The following is a 19129-nucleotide window of genomic DNA, read 5'->3' as shown; positions in this document are numbered from 1 at the left end:
AATGTGTGTCCCGATAGAACATCCGTTTCCATCCATTAATCCAGCCAGAACGGGTACGGGTCCCTGTGGTGGAGGTCCTCCCACACGGCCCTGTCGCCCCATTCCGGCCCTCCGTCCTCGCGCGACGGCGAGGCGGAGTAGACGCTGAACAGGAAGTCGATGTCCGCGTCGGTCGGCATCGTGGCGAGCTTCTCGCGCGCCGTCCTCGCGTCCCCCGAGTGCGCGTGGCACCACCAGAACACCGCCTTCACGCGCTTGACCGACGTCAGCCCCCGGTGGTTGCGCAGGACGGCCCTCAGCTGCGAGTTCACCCCTCCCTCGATCATGTTGTTGGTCGACGGCAGCGGGCCGGCCTTGGCCAGGGCGGGGTCGAGGTAGGTGAACAGCGTCCCCGCCGACACCAGCGACGACAGCGACGAGCGCGCCCGCCTCAGCCTCTCGTGGGTGTAGACCCTCCTGCCGTCCACCACGGTTCTGTCCTCCAGGAAGTCGGCCCAGAACCCGCACCAGTCGAGGTAGCGCTCGACCCAGAGCTCGGCCTGGTGCAGCGTCTCGATTCCCATGAGGTCGCGCGCGATGAGGTAGAGCTCGCGCCCCGCCTGGAGCTTCGGCCGCGTCGTCGTGTAGCGCTTGACCTGCGAGAAGGCGTGGAAGGTGCATCTCTGGACCCTGGTGCGCGGCCAGGTCTCGCGCACGGCCTTGGCGAACCCGCTCCCGCCGTCGGTGACGACCACCTCGGGCGCCGGGATCGGCGCCATGAGGGCCGACCACGCCCTCGAGTTCTCCGACCTTGCCATGTACCAGGAGACCACCCTCTCGCCGCTGCAGCATATGAGCACCACGAGGTCGCGCGCGATCCAGATCCCGTCGACGTAGAGCACGCGGTGCAGCTCGCCGTCGGGGACGGGCATGGGCCAGACCTCCCAGAACTCGGCCGTCCTGCGCCTGAAGGACCGCCCGCCGCCCGGCATCGCCGCCTGGGAGTCCTTGGAGAGGAGCCACCCGAGGAACTCGTCCAGCCTCGTCGCCGTGTCGTCGTACCTCACCGTCGTCGACGCGCCGCAGGCCGTGCACCTCCACCGCTGGGACCCCGATGAGGTCCTGCCGTTGCGCTTGGTCCGACCGCCGCAGTAGGGGCAATAAACGGCCTTCATGGGCACCTCTTCCGAAAGGGTATTTAACGGTTCCGGAAAAGGTTATCTACCTGCGGTAACGATAGGCAACCGGACACACATTCTGTCCGAGCGGTTAAAAGCGGGCACGGAATTTAAACGGCTGAAAAAGGGGCATCGACCTGCGCCGATGCCCCCAACGTGGACACACATTTTGTCCTATAAGCCCAAAGAGGACGTGCTACTTTGCGTCGATAAGAAAAGGGCCGTGCACCCAATTGGATGCACGGCCCTTTTGCCATGAATGCGAGCGATTCCTCGGCGAGCTATTTACTCAGCAGCCTCGGTGGTCTCGGCCTCGGCAGCGGCCTCCTCGACGGGAGCCTCTGCGGGAGCCTCGGCGGCCTGCTTGGCAGCCTCCTCGGCAAACTTAGCGGCACGCTTGGCCTTCTCGGCAGCCTTAGCCTCAGCGGCGGCCTTGCGAGCGGCCTCGGCCTCAGCAGCCTTGGCGGCCTTGGCGGCCTTGGCCTCCTCGGCCTTCTTGAGCTGGGCGGCAGCGGCGCCACCGAACTTGTCGGCGAAGCGCTGGACGCGTCCACCGGTGTCGACGAACTTCTGCTGGCCGGTGTAGAACGGGTGGCACTCGTTGCAAAGCTCGACCCTCATCTCGGACACGGTAGCGTGCGTCTTGAAGGTGTTGCCGCAGGAGCACGTCACCGTGCACTCGACATACTGGGGATGGATACCCTGCTTCATGGTAGGACTCCTTATTGGTCAGGCGCTGGTTACCGATCAGCGCATAAGGCGTCTTGGTTTCCGACCAAGACAACAAACTCGGCTATGTTACCACGGTGTAGAGCGTCCCACAAAAGGTTCACGGTCTTTACGCCGGAGCGCACAGGCGAATCTACCCGATCGCGGCGCCAACAGAGCCGCCCGATCTGTCCAGGGTGCCAAAAAAAACACCCTACGAGACAAGCGCTCCATGTTGCAGACGTGTAACGCCGCAGCAAAGGTGCCCCTTTTTGCACGGGACAGGTACAATGATGAACACTGTACCGCAGCGGAGCGCCGCCGCGCGCCGCTAACACGCGAAAGGGTTTCCCATGGCCGAGATCTCGTCCTCCCGTATCGTCATCACCGTCCTTGGCAAGAACCGCCCCGGCATTGTCGCCGGCGTCACCCGCGTCCTGGGCGAAGCCAATGTCGACATCCGCGACATTACGCAGTCCATTATCGAGGACATCTTCACCATGACCATGCTGGCCGACACCGCCGAGTCCAAGCTCGACTTCGCCGAGCTGCAGAAGGCCCTGGCCGAGGCCGGCGAGCTTTCGGGCGTCAACGTGTCCATCCAACGCGAGGACGTCTTTAACTTTATGTACCGCCTGTAGCGAACAGGCTGCGTGACGACGGCCCAACGTGCGCCCAGGCGCAACGTCGCCACATAGCCCGGAGAGGAGCGCGCATGGCCTACGACGCCAAGAAAATCTATTACCGCTTCGACGACCACCTGAGCCGCCTGGTCTTGGACTACGAAGCAAGCCGCCAGATTTCGCCCGAAAGCGAAAATCTATACTACGGCCTGCCGACCGACCCTTATGACGAGGACCTGTTTGTCGAGCACGATGTCAAGCGCGGCCTGCGCAATGCAGATGGCTCGGGCGTGGTTGCGGGCCTCACTCGCATCTCGGATGTGCATGGCTACAACAAGGTCGACGGAAAGGTTGTGCCCGATCAGGGCAAGCTCACGCTTCGTGGCTACAGCATCGAAGATCTGGTCAACAATGCCCAGGCCGAGAACCGCTACGGCTACGAAGAAGTCGCCTACCTGCTCATCACGGGCTCTCTGCCCACCAAGGAAGAGCTTGACGGTTTTTGCGAACGCCTGGGTGCTTTTAGGCACCTGAGCGACGAATACGTCCGCGTGTTCCCCATGACCACGGTATCCTCGAGCATCATGAACGTGCTTCAGCGCGCCGTGTTGCTGCTCTATGCCTTCGATGCCGAGCCCGATGTAATCACACCCGAGCACGAGATCGACGTTGCCATTTCCATGCTGGCACGCCTGCCCCGCATCGCCGCTTTTGCGCACACGGCATCGATCGCAAAGTGCCACGGTTCGGAGATGCACGTGCCGCACCCCACGCCCGGTCTCTCCACCGCCGAGACCATTCTGCAGGTCCTGCGCGGCGGCATGGCGTTCACCCGCGACGAGGCCATGCTGCTCGACGTGATGCTCATGCTCCACGCCGAGCACGGCGGCGGCAACAACTCCACCTTCGCCTGCCGCGTGCTGTCGTCTTCGGCCACCGACCCGTATTCCGCCTACGCCGCGGCTATCGGCTCGCTCAAGGGCCCGCGTCACGGCGGTGCCAACGCCAAGGTCGTATCCATGCACGAGGACATTCGCGCGCATGTTTCCAACTGGGAAGACGATGACGAGGTCGCTGCATATCTGAGCAAGATTCTCGACAAGCAGGCCTTTGACGGCACGGGGCTCATCTACGGCATGGGTCACGCCGTCTATACGCTCAGCGACCCGCGCGCCGAGGTCTGCCGCCACTACGCACGTTCGCTCGCCGCCAAGAAAGATCTGGGCGAGGAATTCGCGTTGATCGAGCGCATCGAGCGCCTGGCGCCCCAGGTCATGCGCGACCACGGCATGACCAAACCTATCTGCGCCAATATTGACCTGTACACGGGCTTTATCTACAAGATGCTCGGCGTACCCGAGACGCTCTTTACGCCGATGTTCGCCGTGGCCCGCATGGCCGGCTGGTCGGCACACCGCATGGAAGAGCTCTTCTGCGCACACCGTATTATTCGCCCGGCATACCGTCCGGTGATCGAGCCACTGGAGTACAAGCCACTCGCCGACCGTTAGGACGCGCACCGTTATAGAACACGAGCGTGGCCAGGGCATCACCGCCCTCGGCCACGCTTTTTATGCCAGCAGAAAGGGCTGCATCGAATGATTGTTTTTTCCGATATGGATGGAACACTGTTGACGAGTGACAAGCAGATGAGCGACGCCACCTGGGCGATGCTCGACGAGCTCGCACGTCGCGGCATTGAGTTTGTACCGTGCACGGGGCGTCCGCTTTCGGGCGTCTTTGAGGCCATCCTCGCCCATCCTGCCGTGCACTACGCGGTCTGCGCCAATGGCGCTAGCGTCTGGCAGCTCGACGAGGATGTGCCCACCGATGTCTCACGCGGCACGCGCATATTGAGCCGACCGCTCGACCGCGCCATCGCCCACCGCGTCCACAGCATTGCCGCCGGCCACGATGTGACCTTCGATATCTTCGCGGATGGTCAGTGCTTCCTCCCCCGCTCGCTCTACACGCGCCTGGACGAATTCTGCGGCGGAGATCCTCACATCGCGGCTTCGCTCAAGCGCACGCGAACGCCGATCGACATGGATATCGACAGCAAAATCGACGAGGTCGAGGTGCTCGAACGCATCGCCATGTACTGGCACGACTCAGCCGACCGCGACGCTATCGTGGCGGCGCTCGACACACTCGAAGGCATTGAGGTCACGCGTTCGTACGCCATGAATATCGAGGTCATGGGCGGGGGCGCCACCAAGGGAACGGCCCTCACGTGGCTATGCGAGCATCTGGGCGAGCCTCTCGCCGACGCCTGGGCGTTCGGCGACAACATCAACGACATCCCCATGCTGCAGGCAGCGGGCCACGGTACGGCGATGATCAATGCCGAGCCCGAGGACCGCGAAGCCGCTGGCGCCATCACCGAATACGACAACGACCACGACGGCGTCGCCCGCGCCATCATGGCCGCCCTCGCCTAGCAGCAGCAACCCGGCAGGGTAGCTAATTTGGGACGGGGCTTTTTTAGCTACCCTGGTCACAGTAGTCGTTGGGGGCACTCTTCGCGGGGCGCTGCAAGGACTGTCCCCATCTGCCGAATTAGGCGAGACTCTCCAACACGCGACGGAGCTCCTGCTGGACGGCGTGGTCGCGGTTGCACCCCACCACGCGATCGGCGACTGCCTTGAGCGCGGGGCGCGCGTTTTCCATCGCGCAGCCCGTGCCGACAAAGCGAATAATCTCGTAGTCGTTCATCGAGTCGCCAAACGCCATGACCTCGTCGCGTTCGACGCCATAGTGCTCCATGAGCTGTGCGATACCCGAGGCCTTCGACACACCGGGCTGCATGGCGTCGATCCACGCGTTGCCCGAAGGCGCAAAGGTAAAGAACTGGCCGAGCTCGCGCTGCAGTACGTAAGCGCTGTCCATAACGGCACCATCATCGCAAAAGATACTCGCCTTGATGATATTTACGCTGGGATCGGGCAGCTCCCAAATGCGCTCGGCATTGGGAAGGTCCTTATCGACCTCGCGTACGAACTTGCACTCGTCATCGAGCAAAAAGGACTTGGTTCGGTCAAAGAGTGCAAGATGCAAATTGGGAAACGTCGCGACGGCCTGGGCGAGCTTTCGAATCGCCAGGTGCGAATACACCTCGCGGTCTACCATTTTGCCGTCGGCGTAGACCTGGGCACCGTTAGCTGCGACAAAGTCCATCTTGTCGCGAACGGGTGCAAAGAACTCGCACAGGCGATCGTAGCGGCGGCCTGACGATGCGGCAAAATGCACGCCATGCTCGCGCAGTGCCAGGATCAGTTCGTAGGTCTCGGGAGGCACCTGGCCATTTTCGTCAAGCAGTGTGCCGTCCATATCGGATGCAATCAGCTTAAACATAGAAAAGCTCCCTTCGGGCTTGCTGGAATCGAACGTGTATCCGATTCCAACGTACCCAAAGGGAGCTCAAATAAGACCCCGCAGTCATAAACGTTACATAGACCTGGCAAATAGCTCACGCGCGCCAGAGAGCCCACGGTCGCGGCGTCAGGCGACACGCCACCCCGACGGCTAGTCGTTTAAGAACATCCCCGATGATTAGTCGGCGTAGGTGAAGGTGGTGACGTCGAACATGCCCTCGGGGCGGATGCGGAGCGTCGGGATCACCGGCAGAGGCAGGAAGATGATGCCCATGATGGGATCGAGCGGCGGCTCAATACCCATGGCGCGCGCCTTGACCATAAAGTCGTCGTGCTGCGCTGCGACATCCTCGGCCGTGCCCTCGCTCATCAGGCCACCGAGCGCCAGCGGAATGCGCGCCACGACCTCGCCGTTGCGCACCAGCACGTGACCGCCCTGGCCCACGGCCTCAACAGCAGCCATCATATCGGCGGCGTTGTCGCCCACCACGCACACGTTGTGCGAGTCGTGGCCGATCGTGGAGGCAATGGCGCCACCGGTGATGGTGAAACCGCGCACCCAGCCGCGACCGATATGCTTGCCGACCAGGCCCAGGCCAGCGGGGCCGTCGCCGTCGACGCCCTCGGCCTGCAGCGACACGCCGCGGCCATGGCGCTCAATCAGCATAATGCGGCGCAGGCCCTCGGCGCTCTCGGGGCGAGCCATACCCGTGATGGCCTTACCCGGCACCACGTCAATCACAGCCTCGCCCGGTTTAAAGGCATAGTCGAACACGTCGAGCGAAAGCTTCGGCAGCTTAACAGAGGCGCGCAGCTCGTCGGCAAGGGCTGCAACCTCAGCCATCTCGGGTGCGATCTCGCCCACAAAGGTGCCATCCTGCGCCACCAGAGCACCGGCGGCATATACGCGATGCGGGGCCGTGGCAAACGTCAGATCGTTGAGCACCAGCAGGTCGGCACGCTTGCCCGGAGCGATGGCGCCGCGGAGCTCATGCGGATCGCGGCAACCGTGGTCCAGGCCAAAGGCCTCGGCCGTGGAAAGGGACGCCATGGAGATGGCGACCACCGGGTCGATGCCGGCCTCGATGGCCACGCGGCAGGCGTTGTCGATCATGCCGGTCGAAAGCGCGTCGGAGGGAGCGCGGTCATCGGTCGCGAAGCAGCAGCGGCGGGCACGGGCGGGGTTTTCCAGCAGCATAGGCGACAGGTTGGCAAGATCATGGCTGCAGGTGCCCTCGCGCAGCATGACATACATGCCGCGGGATAGCTTGTCGAGCGCTTCCTCGGGAATCGTCGACTCGTGGTCGGCGATAATACCCGCCGCGACATAGGCGTTGAGATCCTTGCCGGCAACAAGCGGAGCATGACCGTCAACCTGCTTGGACGGTGTCTGGTTGGCAGCATCGATGCGAGCGCAGGTCTCGGGGTCGGCCATAAAGACACCCGGCAGGTTCATCATTTCGCCCAGACCAAAGACGTCGCCCGGATGCTCGGCAAAAAACGCCTGCATATCGGCAGCAGTGATGACGGCACCGGCCTGCTCGTCGGGCAGTGCGGGCACGCACGAAGGCATCATGTACTTGATGGAGATGGGCGCGCGACAACCGTCCTCAATCATAAAGCGCAGGCCGTCTAGGCCGGAAACGTTAGCGATCTCGTGGCTGTCGGCAATAGCGGTGGTGGTACCACGCGTCGCCGCCATGCGCGCATACTCGGCGGGACGGATGTTCGAAGACTCGATATGCAAGTGTCCGTCAATAAAACCGGGTGCGAGATAGCGACCCTGACAGTCGATAACCTCAGCTGCCTCGTACGTGCCAGCAGCGTCATCTCGACCATCGTAGAGAACACCGACGATCACGCCGTCCTTGACGGCGACGCTACCGGGCGCCACGCGCTGACCGTACACATCAACGATCTGTGCGTTGGCAAACAGCGTGTCGACGGGCACGCGGCCCTCGGCGGCATCGATCACAGACCTCATGACCTCAACGGACATACATACTCCTTTAACCGTAGAAAAAAGCTGCGGAGCGGACAGACCTTCACCGCAGCAAGCCAATAGCCATTGTATGCCCAAACGATGGGCCAGCAATACGCCCCTCTGCTTAACGGCACACACCACTTGGCGCAATGGGGACAGGCTGCTTTGCACCACTGACAAGGAGTGTCCCAAAGTGCCGGCACAAAAGGATCATCCCTAAGTGCCAAAAAGGCCGCAGTCGGAAATCCCGGCTGCGGCCTTGTTGCACTTGTGAGGTCAACTTGCTCGTTAGACCAACTTAAAGCCCTTGCGCTTGCCCACGGAAAGGGTGTCACCCAGCTTGAGGGCACTGGGGTCGATGTTGTAGCTCTTGGGAGCCACGGCCTTGCCGTTGATCTTGACACCGCCGCCGTCAATGTCGCGACGAGCCTGGCCGGCGCTGGCCGAAAGACCCAGGTCCTTGAGCAGGCCGGCAAGGTAAATCTGGCCCTCGTCGTTTACAGTCAGCTCAATATGCTTCTCGGGGAAGTCGGCGAGCTGGCCCTCCTTGAACACGCGGTCGAACTCGGCCTGAGCCTCGTCGCCGGCACCGGCGCCGTGGTAGGTGTCGCACAGGTCGCGGCCCAGAGCGCGCTTGAGCTCATAGGGGTCGGCAGAGCCATCGGCCAGGGCAGCGTCGATCTTGTCGACCTCGGCCGGGGTGAGCGAGCTCGCCAGGCGGTAGTACTTGCCGATCATCTCGTCGGGGATGGACATGGTCTTGCCGAACATATCCTTGGGCGCGTCGGTCAGACCGATGTAGTTGCCATAGGACTTGGACATCTTACGGACGCCATCGGTGCCCTCGAGCAGCGGCATGGTGAGCGCGATCTGCGGCTCCATGCCCATCTTCTCCATGAGCTCACGGCCGGCGAGCAGGTTGAAAAGCTGGTCGGTGCCGCCCATCTCCACGTCAGCCTTGATCATGACCGAATCGTATGCCTGCATCACGGGATACAGGAACTCGTGCAGGGCGATCGGCGTCTGGGACTGATAGCGCTTGGTAAAGTCATCGCGCTCAAGAATGCGGGCGACGGTGAACTTGGAGCACACCTGCAGCAGACCGGCCAGGTCCATCGACAAGATCCAGTCGCCGTTGTGCACGATGGTGGTCTTCTCGGGGTCCAAGATCTTCATGGCCTGGCTCACGTAAGTCTCGGCGTTGGCCTCGATCTGCTCCTGAGAAAGCTGCGGGCGGGTGGAGTTCTTGCCCGAAGGATCGCCGATCAGCGCGGTACCGTTGCCGATGATCAGGGTGACGTTGTGGCCCAGGTCCTGGAACTGGCGCATCTTGCGCAGGGGCACGGCGTGGCCCAGGTGCAGGTCGGGGCTGGTGGGATCGACGCCGAGCTTAATGTTGAGGGGCTCACCCTTCTCAAGCTTCTTGCGAAGGTCGGCCTCGGGGACGATCTTTGCGGCGCCCGAGGTGATGATACGCATTTGCTCGTCAACAGACAGCATTGGGTATCCTCCTTTTGCTATAGCACCCTCGCCGAAAACGGCGGTGCTGGAAGTCCATAAACTCTCATATGATAACAAACTGACGCGACGCAGCACCTACGACAGGAAAATCCTCGTCCTGCCGCATGCGTCGATGGCAACTGGCAGACGTGTACCGTCACGATCGACCAGATAGCGCGTCTGCCGGCGACGCAAGCAGTCGCGGCAACAGGCCTGTCCCGTCGCATCGGTGGCACAGACGCCCTCGGCGGTCAGCAGGCAGTGCTCGCACACCATAAGCTCGGGACGATCGGTATCGACGGGGCCCAGGACGCCAGGACAGGCGGCAAGCTCGGCAACGCGTTTCGCATCGTGAGCGACAAGTTCGGCAGGCAAAAACACGCGCTGCGCCCCAAGCCCTCGCAACCAGGCGAGCGTTGCCCGGTTCGCACAGAACACCGGCGCTGCCACGTCAAAGACGACGCGCAGTTCGCGAGCTATCGCCACTTGTCCCAGATTACGACAGACGATGCGGCCGGCGCGCTGCATGAGCGACCGAGTCCGCTCGATATCGCCCACACGGCAGACCTCGTCGAGCACAACAGTCGCATCGGACAGGTCGAGCTCTTCGTTCGGGTCCTGGTCCATCAGCTGCCAGGCAAAGACCAAGCGAGCGGCGACAGACTCTGCAGGTTCTTCCGGCTGCGTTCCGCTATCCATCAGAACGCCCGCAAACGGCAGCGTCTCGACAGCGCGTTTCGCAAGCACGACCGCATCGGCCTCGGCCCGCATGCGCTCCAGTGCCGCCGCCGTTTGCTCAAGCACACCAGCACTGCGAATCAGATACACTTCGCAGCCCGCGTCGACCTTGCGCTTGCAATGGACAACGATGCGCTCCCCCGCCTCGGCATCCACCGGGCAGGGAACTTGCGGCCAGCGTTTAGGTACATCGGGACGCGCGTCGGCGCCCGGGTAAAACCTGATCTCGAGCGTATCGCCCGCCGCCACGGCGGCATCGAGCTCGACGGTCACTTCCTCGTGTCCCACGGCAACCAAACGGCCCACACGCACGCCCTGGTTGATCGCGCGTTCAAAACTCATAAGCTCCGCGCCCGAGAGGCCTCGCAGATACGCGTCGGTAAACCCGCGGTTAAACGACCTTCCCAGCTCACGTTCGAGCGCCTGCACGGCATCGGGATCCCACGCGCCATCACGCAGCATATCGAGCGCCCGGCGCCACGCCCGCACCACGTTGTAGACGTAGTCGGGGTTCTTCATACGACCCTCAATCTTGAGCGACGCCACCCCGGCAGCAACAAGCTCGGGTAAATGAGCAATGCCCAGATAGTCACGCGGGCAGAGCAGACGATCGCCTTCGACGGCAACGACGCTCTCCCCAGCCTCATCCACCAAATCGTATGCCAGGCGGCACGGCTGCGTGCAGTCGCCACGCATCGCCGACCGTCCGCGCCGCAGGGCCGAAAACTCGCACGCGCCCGAATAGCCAATGCATATGGCGCCATGGCAGAACACCTCGATGGGCACACCGGTAGCGCAGAGCGTCACAATCTCTGCCACGGTCAGCTCGCGCGCCGTCGTCACGCGCTCGACCCCCAGCTCGTCAGCCGCCAAACGCACGGCCCCCTTGCTATGGACGCCCGCTTGGGTGGACAGATGAATCTCGACCCCCGGAATTGCCGCATGCAGCGCGCGGGCTAGGCCCGCATCTGCCACGATCAGTGCATCGGCGCCCAGCGCATGCGCATGTGCCCCCAGTGCCACGGCTTCGGACAGCTCGTCGTCGAACACGAATACGTTGAGCGTCACGTACACGCGCACACCATGGGCGTGCGCCACGGCACACCCGCGCGCAAATTCGTCATCACTAAACCCGTGCGCACTCACGCGGGCGTTAAATCCGCTCAACCCGGCATAAATGGCATCGGCACCTGCCGCGATCGCGGCGAGCATCTGACTGAGCCCGCCAGCCGGAGCCAACAGCTCGGGCAGTGCCAGACCCGATGTTGGCGTCCCATTCCCGCATTGTCTGCTAGGCTCCGTCGCCCAAATCGCCATCGGCAAACTCCTTACCAAGGTATGCAATCACTCTGTTAATTGCCGTCAACCAGCATACACGAGGCTTCGCGCGGCTCGATTGGTTTATCGTGTAATAACTTATGTCCATCCTGCCCGACGCATACCCGCCGCCTGGCACGACATACTTGGAGGTCAACATATGGGTCCTCGCCAACGACAGGGACACGGTCGCTCTAAGACGCACGCTCTGCCCGTCATCCTGCTTTCGCTTTTGGGTTTTTTGCTCATCGCGGGCGTAGCATTTGGCATCGGCATGATCGGCAACGTCAACCGCTGGCTGTCCGACCTGCCCGACTACACCGACGCCAACGCCTATCTGGTCAGCGAGCCTACCGAGATTGTTGACTGCAACGGCAACAAGATCGCCAGCTTCTATACCCAAAACCGCAAGTCCATCACCAAGGACCAGGTCTCCCCGTACGTCCTGCAGGGCACGATCGACGTCGAGGACGAGCGTTTCTACGAGCACGGCGGCATAGACCTCTTGGGCATCGCGCGTGCCTCGGTGGCAACCCTTGCCGGCGGCCACGAAGGAGCCTCGACCATCACCCAGCAGCTGGTGCGCAACACCATCCTGCAGGAGGAGCAGTTCGACTCGACCATCGAGCGTAAGGTGCGCGAGGCCTATATCGCCATCAAGATGGAGGACATGTACTCCAAAGACGAGATCCTCATGATGTACCTCAACACCATTTACTATGGCCACGGCGCCTATGGCATCGAGGCCGCCGCCGAGACCTACCTCTCCAAGAGTGCTTCCGACCTCACCCTGAGCGAGGCCGCGCTGCTCATCGGTCTGCCCAACTCGCCTTCACAGTACGACCCCACGGTCAATCCCGACCTGGCGCTTTCCCGCCGCAATAAGGTGCTCGACAACATGCTGCGCCTGGGCCACATCACGCAGGAAGAGCACGATGCCGCGCAGGCTGAGCCCATCACCCTCAACGTGACCGAGATCTCGGGCAGCGGCGTCGACGTATACTCACAGCCCTACTTTGTCTCCTACGTCAAGCAGCTGCTCGAGCAGGAGTTCTCCACCGACGTACTCTTTAAGGGTGGCCTGACTGTTAAGACCACCATCGACCCCACCATGCAGCAGGTAGCCGAGGAGGCTGTGCGCTCACAGCTCGACACGCTTTCGCTCGATGGCCTGGACATGGGCATGGTTGTCGTTGACCCCAAGACCGGCTACATCAAGTGCATGGTGGGCGGCTACGACTACAACGCCGACGAGAATCACGTGAACCACGCTACGGCAAAGCGCCCCGTGGGCTCCACGTTTAAGGCCTTTACGCTGGCAACTGCCATCCAAAACGGCATGAACCCCAACGTCAGTCTCAACTGCAACTCGCCACTCAAGGCCAAGGGCACCACGACCGAGGTGCAAAACTATGGCAACCAGAGCTATGGCAACATCACGCTTAAGCAGGCAACGGCATACTCATCCAACACCGGCTATATTCAGGTGGCCGAAGCCATCGGCAATGACAAGATCATGTCGCTCGTCAAAAAGCTCGGCATCGATCCCGCCAAGGACAATATCGAGGACGTTCCCGTCATGACGCTCGGCACCGGGTCCATCTCACCGCTCGAGATGGCATCGGCCTACGCCGCTTTTGCCAACGGCGGCTATTATCGCCAGCCGATCGCCATCACCGAGATCGACTCGCGTACCGGCTCGGTTCTGTACCAGCACACCGACAATCCCACGCGGGTGCTCACCGAAGGTGAGGCTGCCGCGGTTACCGACGTTCTATCCGGCGTCATGCAGGGCAGCGGCACGGGTGCCGCCGGCGCGCTGAGCGTCAACCAGCCCTATGCCGGCAAGACGGGCACCACTGACAACACCACCAACCTGTGGTTCTGCGGCTACACGCCGCAACTGGCATGCGCCCTGTGGACCGGTTATTCCGCAGGCGAGATTCCCATCCAAAAGTACGGTTCGGACCTGCTGGGCGACAGCACCAACCTGCCCGTCTTTAAGAAGTTCATGAACACCGTTCTTGCGGGCGCCGAGCGCGAGGAGTTCCCGACCGGAACGGCTCCCACGTACAAGAACAATAACGTCTGGAAGTTCTACGGCACAAACAACAAGAAGAAGGAAGAGGACGAGGATAAGGACGAAGACGAGGAAGAAGAGACGGAGACCACCGGCGGGAGCGGCAGCGAGGGCGGTAACACCGGCGGCGAAGGCGATGGCGGCGGTACCACCCCTACTCCCAACCCCGACCCCAGCCCCAGCCCCGATCCCAGCCCCAGCCCCAGCCCCGACCCTGGCCCGACCCCCGATCCCAGCCCTAGCCCGACCCCCGATCCTTCCACAGGTCAGTAGATAGCAAAGCGCCCGAGCAGCTCAAATGCTCGGGCGCTTTTTGTTGGGACATACATGGCATATCGCGCGCAATCGAGATGCCAAGACAGGACCGCCACAAAAAGGGCGTCGGCTCAAAACCGACGCCCCTGTATTTCTGCCGTCTTAGCTGGCGTTGTTTACGCGCGTAAAGCTATTTACGCGCGGCACTGAGCTTGTTAATCAGCGCTTCGAGGCGTTCGCCATCCTCGGCAGTCTGAGCGATAACCAAAATCGTGTCATTGCCGGCAAGCGATCCGAGCACATCGGGCAGCTCGGCCGCATCGACGGCCGCGGCAATGCCCGAGGCGGTGCCGGGCTGAGCCTTAATCATAACCAGGTTGTCGGTGCGCAACACACCGGTAACCAACTCGGAGACCATGCGCTGCAGGTGCAGGTCCTCAGCCAGAACATAGATGCCCTCGGGCAGTTTGCGCAGCCCCATATCGGCGATGTCACGCGAAACCGTCGCCTGCGTGCAGTCAAAGCCCATGGCGCGGAGTTCGTCCACCAGCACGCGTTGCGTACGCACGTCTTTATTGCGCACGATATCTCTGATGGCATCCTGGCGCCCGTTGCGTTTTTTAGCCATATAAAACCTCACTCCATAGATGGCGAAGACAATCTATCAGTGATTGAATAGTTTAGCGCTATTTGAGGCTATTTGTGAATAAGAACGCATTTCGAAACAATTCTATGCAAATTATTTTCGAATATGACACAGCTAGGCTATCCTTGCGCCCGTTCTGTTCAAAAAAGCAGCCAGATGCGCATACATAACGCAGCGCATAGGCTTAACGTTGGCAATCGGCCCAAACAAAAGCCCAAGGCCTCGGCGCTCTCCCTTAAGGGCCACCGCCATCTGGCGGGTCCGCACGTCATTGAGCATATCACGCAATCGTGCCGTTCGCTCAATTGAAGACACCCCATGGGGGCTCAGGCACAAATTCTCGATACAAGCAACCAAGTGGCCATAGTAAAACCGTTGGCAGGCCAGCTTTAGATGGTTATCGTCATCTATTGCGTCAAATGGCACGCAAAGCTCTTCAAGCGCCTTGGCGTCATCGGAAAGTCGCGAGAACATGGTGGGGTCGAATGAATCCGCAACCGATGGCGCGGCCGCATGGAAACAAGCTTCGGCGCACCCAAATACGCGTTCCGCATGCGAAAGGGCAGGCGCCAAAAAGGCGATCGCACGATACGACTCGGCATGCTGCAGACACAACTCAAACAGGGAGCGTTCATACATCACACCGGAATGTTGACAAACCAGACCGCTCTCGACCAGCTTGGCCAGGCCTGAAGCCCGGTCTCCATCGTCGGCAAGGGCAATGGATTGCGCGTCCAACATACGAGAATGGCGTTCCCGATGCGTATCGTAGCGATCGAGCGACACCGAGGGAAATACGATATCTGCCGAGGTCTCACAAGCGACATCGAGCATTGCCAAAAACGCGTGCGGCGCAAACCACTCGTCGGCGCTCATTGCGATAATGTGGGCCCCGCGCGAAGCGGCAAAACCCTCGCGAAGGCAAGCTCCGCTCGACGGATCGTCAACGTCTATCAAATCGATGTGAATATCTCTGCCCGCGGCAACATCGAGCGAATGACGAACGCCCGGCGCAGCGTTGCGACATGCAACGACAATCTGCATATCGTAGAGGTCTTGGTTTTGGACGCTTTCGAGTGCGCGCATCGCGTAGCTGGGCGAACCCTCCACAACAAGGATCACCGAAAGTCGCGGAAGCGAGCCACGTCGAAGCAAGTTATCCATCCTCTCGACAGCAATAATCAACTGCCGTTCATGGTACACCCCGGCAATAAACGCAATGAGTCGCCTGATGCGCTGCACGCCAAGAACAGATGTTGCACACGGCTCGCCCACACGAGCAGCATACTTAGATGGCTCTCGCTTCTCTCCTATTCGAGCGCGACGAGCTCGGTGGGGTCATAATCTACGCCCATAAAGGTAAGGCCGCACGCCGGCGCCGTGGGACCCGCAGCAGTACGATCGCAAGCGTCAATCACCTCGCGCATCCACTCGGGATCGCGGCGATGCATGCCGATCTCGACGAGCGTTCCCACGATGGTGCGCACCATCGAATGCAAAAACGCATTGCCCTCGATGGTAAACGTGAGGATATCCTCGCCAAAGGCGACCTCGTGGCCAAACTCGGCACGCATCACGCAACGATGCGTTGGCTTGCCCACGGCAGAAGCGACCTTACAAAAGCTCTTAAAGTCCTGTTCGCCCAAAAGCGCTGGGCAGGCGGCTGCCATCGCATCCACGTCCAAAGGATAACGATGCCACCATACTGCGCCACGCGATAGCACCGGACGCGCATCGCGATCGGCAATACGGTAGGTATAGGTACGAGAACGTGCGTCAAAACGCGCAGAAAAGCCCTTACGGGCCTTGTAGACCTCATTAACGGCGATATCTTTGGGCAGCAGCGCATCCATAGCTCGCAGCCACCTGCGGCGCGTTAAAGCGAGCTCTGCGTCCGTAACGGGCACGCTGATGTATTGGGCCACCGCATGCACCCCTGCATCGGTGCGCCCGGCACACGTCAAATCGACTGAGCGGCGCAAGAGCGTCTCTATGGCAAGACGCAGCTCTCCGGCAACCGTCGTCTGCCCCGGCTGCTCGGCAAATCCGCTATAGGACGAGCCATCATAGGCAACACGAAACACCAACGTGGCATCGAGCTCTGGAGTCAAATTGAAATCAGACGGCGCGGTCATGGGCGCTCCCAACAAACAAACAACGATATCGCGACAAAAAAAGAGGGGTACGCGAACGTACCCCTCGAATATAGCCTATGCAGACGAATTGTCTACTCAGCGGTCTCCTCAGCAGGAGCCTCCTCGGCAGCGGTCTCCTCGACAGCCTCGACCTTCTTGGGAGCAGCGGCCTTCTTGGGGGCCGGAGCAGCCTTCTTGGCCTTGGGCGTGCAAGGCTCGGTGACGAGCTCCATGATAACGATGGGAGCGTTGTCGCCCTTACGGTTACCGAGCTTCATGATGCGGGTGTAACCGCCGTTGCGATCCTGCCACATGCCCTGAGCAGCCTTGTCGAAGATCTCGGCAACGAGCTGCTTATCGCCGAGCTTGGCGATAGCCAGACGACGAGAGTGCAGGTCGCCCTTCTTGGCCCAGGTGATGATGGGCTCGACAACCGAACGCAGCGCCTTAGCGCGGGTCTCGGTGGTCTTGATGCGGTCGTTCTCGAAGAGGGCCTTGGCCAGGCTCTTCTTCATGGCCTTGGTGTGGCTCGCATCGGTGCCGAGCTTCAGGCCCTTCTTAACGTTGTGACGCATGGTCTAGTTTCTCCTCAAATATGCGAAGCATTAAGCCTTCAGGCTCAGGCCCATGGACTCAAGCTTGTCCTTCACTTCCTCGATCGACTTAACACCGAAGTTGCGGATGTTCAGAAGATCGTTCTCCGAGAACTCAACGAGCTGACGGACCGAGTGAATGCTGGCACGCTTAAGGCAGTTGTAGGAACGGACAGAAAGGTCCAGATCCTCGATCTGCTTGTCCAGCTCGGCGTTGTCGTTGGTGACCTCGGGAGCGAAGATCGAAACCTCCTCCTCGACCTCGGGGGTCTCGGCAAGGTTCATAAAGGCAGCCATATGCTGGTTGATGATATTGGCAGCCTGGACCACGGCGTCGCGCGGGGCGATGGAGCCGTTGGTCTCGATCTCGAGGACAAGGCGGTCGTAGTCGGTGTGCTGACCGACACGGCAAGCCTCAACGAGCTTGGCGCAACGGGATACCGGCGAGTACAGCGAGTCGACGTGGATCACACCGATGGGATCGTTGTCGCGCTTGTTGGCCTCGCCAGAGACATAGCCGCGGCCATAGCCGATGCGCATGCTCATGGTGAGATGGCCACCCTCGGTGAGCGTAGCGATGTGCTGCTCGGGGTTGACCAACTCGAACTCGGACGGAATAAAGAAGTCCGCACCGGTGACCTCGCAGGGGCCGTCAACCGAGATGGTGGCGGTCGCCTCGTCGGTCGTGCCGAGAGCCCTGAAGACAAGACCCTTGACATTCAGGACGATGTCAGTGACATCCTCGACCATGTTAGGGATGGTCATGAACTCGTGCTGCGCACCATCGATCTGAATAGCCTCGACGGCGGCACCCTCGAGCGAGGACAGAAGAACGCGACGCAGGGAGTTGCCCAGCGTATCGCCGTAACCGCGCTCGAGCGGCTCGACGGAGACACGGGCAGACGTCTCGTTGATCTCTTCGACCTGAACCTGAGGCCTAATGAATTCTGACATGTATTACCTCCAGCCTCAGCAGCCCGGATGGACTACTTAGAGTAGAGCTCGACGATGAGCTGCTCGTTGATATCACCGCTGATCTGCTCACGCGTCGGCAGAGCGAGCACGTTACCAGACAGCTTCTCGATATCGACCTCAAGCCAGCCAGGGACCTCAAAGCGCTCGGAGGAAATCAGAGCCTCCTTGATGGGGAGGAGGTCACGGAACTTCTCGCCGACAGCGACGACGTCGCCGGCCTTGACGCGGTAGGACGGGATGTCCACGCGCTTGCCGTTCACGGTGAAGTGACCGTGGCGGACGGACTGACGAGCCTCTTTACGGGTGCGAGCGAAGCCAAGACGGAAAACAACGTTGTCGAGGCGAGACTCAAGGATGATCATGAGGTTCTCACCGGTGACACCGTTCATCTTACGGGCCTTGTTGAAGTAGCCGTGGAACTGCTTCTCCAGAACGCCATAGATGAACTTGACCTTCTGCTTCTCGCGCAGCTGCATGCCGTACTCAGATTCCTTGCGACGGCGCTTGGGCTGACGGATAGATTCCTTCTTGCTGCTGTAACCGAGCTCAGCGGGATCGATCCCGAGCTGACGGCAGCGCTTAAGAACAGGAGTCCTGTCGATTGCCATATTGATACGATCCTTTCAGTTACACGCGGCGACGCTTCTTGGGGCGGCAGCCGTTGTGCGGGATGGGGGTCTTGTCCTGAATGCTCGAGACCTCGAGGCCAGCAGCCTGGAGGGAGCGGATGGCGGTCTCACGACCGGAGCCGGGGCCCTTGACGAAGACGGAAACCTTCTTCATACCGTGCTCCATGGCCTGCTTGGCAGCAGCCTCGGCAGCCATCTGGGCAGCGAACGGCGTGGACTTACGGGAGCCCTTGAAGCCCACCTGGCCAGCCGACTTCCAGGAAATGACGTTGCCCTGGGGATCGGTGATCGAAACGATCGTGTTATTGAACGTAGAACGGATGTGAGCCTGGCCCACGGAAATGTTCTTACGGTCCGCGCGCTTCAGACGGGCAGCGCGAACGTTCTTCTTAGCAGTAGCCATCTATCTAGCGCT

General features: G+C 61.1%; 17 protein-coding genes. 4 read left to right on the top strand and 13 right to left on the bottom strand.

The window, feature by feature from the left end; all coding sequences use genetic code 11:
• Window positions 1–35 precede the first annotated feature (35 nt).
• Complete coding sequence (locus ACTM82_RS01540) at window positions 36–1154, bottom strand: IS1249 family transposase (RefSeq protein ID WP_441055232.1); 1119 nt, start codon at window positions 1152–1154, stop codon at window positions 36–38.
• Between the two features lie 288 nt (window positions 1155–1442).
• Entirely contained in the window at window positions 1443–1868 is a 426-nt protein-coding gene (gene rpmE, locus ACTM82_RS01535) for a 50S ribosomal protein L31 (protein WP_154516018.1), read from the bottom strand.
• Window positions 1869–2218: 350 nt separating this feature from the next.
• Here rpmE and ACTM82_RS01530 point away from each other — a divergent pair, with 350 nt between their 5' ends.
• From ACTM82_RS01530 to ACTM82_RS01520, 3 genes are all read left to right on the top strand, one after another.
• Window positions 2219–2506: an ACT domain-containing protein gene (locus tag ACTM82_RS01530; RefSeq protein WP_006235289.1), complete on the top strand. Its 288-nt coding sequence runs from the start codon at window positions 2219–2221 to the stop codon at window positions 2504–2506.
• Window positions 2507–2580: 74 nt separating this feature from the next.
• Window positions 2581–3999: a citrate synthase gene (locus tag ACTM82_RS01525; RefSeq protein WP_441055234.1), complete on the top strand. Its 1419-nt coding sequence runs from the start codon at window positions 2581–2583 to the stop codon at window positions 3997–3999.
• Window positions 4000–4086: 87 nt separating this feature from the next.
• Entirely contained in the window at window positions 4087–4929 is an 843-nt protein-coding gene (locus ACTM82_RS01520; protein ID WP_441055236.1) for a Cof-type HAD-IIB family hydrolase, read from the top strand.
• Between the two features lie 118 nt (window positions 4930–5047).
• Here ACTM82_RS01520 and ACTM82_RS01515 read toward each other — a convergent pair whose 3' ends face one another.
• From ACTM82_RS01515 to ACTM82_RS01500, 4 genes are all read right to left on the bottom strand, one after another.
• Window positions 5048–5842 carry a Cof-type HAD-IIB family hydrolase gene (locus tag ACTM82_RS01515; protein ID WP_441015011.1) on the bottom strand — a complete coding sequence of 265 codons (795 nt, stop codon included), beginning with the start codon at window positions 5840–5842 and terminating at the stop codon, window positions 5048–5050.
• Window positions 5843–6040: 198 nt separating this feature from the next.
• The gene (locus ACTM82_RS01510) at window positions 6041–7861 is read right to left on the bottom strand and encodes an adenine deaminase (RefSeq protein ID WP_441055238.1); all 1821 of its coding nucleotides are present in this window, start codon (window positions 7859–7861) and stop codon (window positions 6041–6043) included.
• A 273-nt stretch (window positions 7862–8134) separates the two neighbouring features.
• The gene (tyrS, locus tag ACTM82_RS01505) at window positions 8135–9346 is read right to left on the bottom strand and encodes a tyrosine--tRNA ligase (RefSeq protein WP_154516034.1); all 1212 of its coding nucleotides are present in this window, start codon (window positions 9344–9346) and stop codon (window positions 8135–8137) included.
• Between the two features lie 96 nt (window positions 9347–9442).
• Window positions 9443–11401 carry a U32 family peptidase gene (locus tag ACTM82_RS01500; RefSeq protein WP_441055240.1) on the bottom strand — a complete coding sequence of 653 codons (1959 nt, stop codon included), beginning with the start codon at window positions 11399–11401 and terminating at the stop codon, window positions 9443–9445.
• Window positions 11402–11561: 160 nt separating this feature from the next.
• Between ACTM82_RS01500 and ACTM82_RS01495 the strand changes: the two genes are divergently transcribed.
• A complete protein-coding gene (locus ACTM82_RS01495) occupies window positions 11562–13754 on the top strand; it encodes a transglycosylase domain-containing protein (protein ID WP_441055242.1) in 2193 nt (730 codons plus the stop codon).
• A 172-nt stretch (window positions 13755–13926) separates the two neighbouring features.
• On the opposite strand, the gene ACTM82_RS01490 is transcribed toward ACTM82_RS01495, so the two are convergent.
• The 7 genes from ACTM82_RS01490 to rpsK all read right to left on the bottom strand — a co-directional run bounded on the left by ACTM82_RS01490 (window position 13927) and on the right by rpsK (window position 19117).
• A complete protein-coding gene (locus ACTM82_RS01490; RefSeq protein WP_154516043.1) occupies window positions 13927–14364 on the bottom strand; it encodes an arginine repressor in 438 nt (145 codons plus the stop codon).
• A gap of 132 nt (window positions 14365–14496) precedes the next feature.
• Window positions 14497–15624: a glycosyltransferase gene (locus tag ACTM82_RS01485; protein ID WP_441055244.1), complete on the bottom strand. Its 1128-nt coding sequence runs from the start codon at window positions 15622–15624 to the stop codon at window positions 14497–14499.
• Window positions 15625–15692: 68 nt separating this feature from the next.
• On the bottom strand, window positions 15693–16517 hold the full coding sequence (truA, locus tag ACTM82_RS01480; RefSeq protein WP_427717709.1) for a tRNA pseudouridine(38-40) synthase TruA: 825 nt from the start codon (window positions 16515–16517) through the stop codon (window positions 15693–15695).
• 92 nt (window positions 16518–16609) lie between these two features.
• Entirely contained in the window at window positions 16610–17092 is a 483-nt protein-coding gene (rplQ, locus tag ACTM82_RS01475; RefSeq protein ID WP_271742473.1) for a 50S ribosomal protein L17, read from the bottom strand.
• A 30-nt stretch (window positions 17093–17122) separates the two neighbouring features.
• Window positions 17123–18064: a DNA-directed RNA polymerase subunit alpha gene (locus tag ACTM82_RS01470; protein ID WP_154516055.1), complete on the bottom strand. Its 942-nt coding sequence runs from the start codon at window positions 18062–18064 to the stop codon at window positions 17123–17125.
• 32 nt (window positions 18065–18096) lie between these two features.
• On the bottom strand, window positions 18097–18693 hold the full coding sequence (rpsD, locus tag ACTM82_RS01465; RefSeq protein WP_006235275.1) for a 30S ribosomal protein S4: 597 nt from the start codon (window positions 18691–18693) through the stop codon (window positions 18097–18099).
• Window positions 18694–18712: 19 nt separating this feature from the next.
• Window positions 18713–19117, bottom strand: a complete 405-nt coding sequence (gene rpsK / locus ACTM82_RS01460; protein WP_006235274.1) for a 30S ribosomal protein S11 — start codon at window positions 19115–19117, stop codon at window positions 18713–18715.
• Window positions 19118–19129: the final 12 nt, after the last annotated feature.

Source organism: Collinsella sp. HCP3S3_E5, assembly GCF_052067635.1.
GTDB lineage: Bacteria > Actinomycetota > Coriobacteriia > Coriobacteriales > Coriobacteriaceae > Collinsella.
Note: the sequence above shows the minus strand (reverse complement) of the source record. Positions and strands in the feature narration are given on the sequence as shown.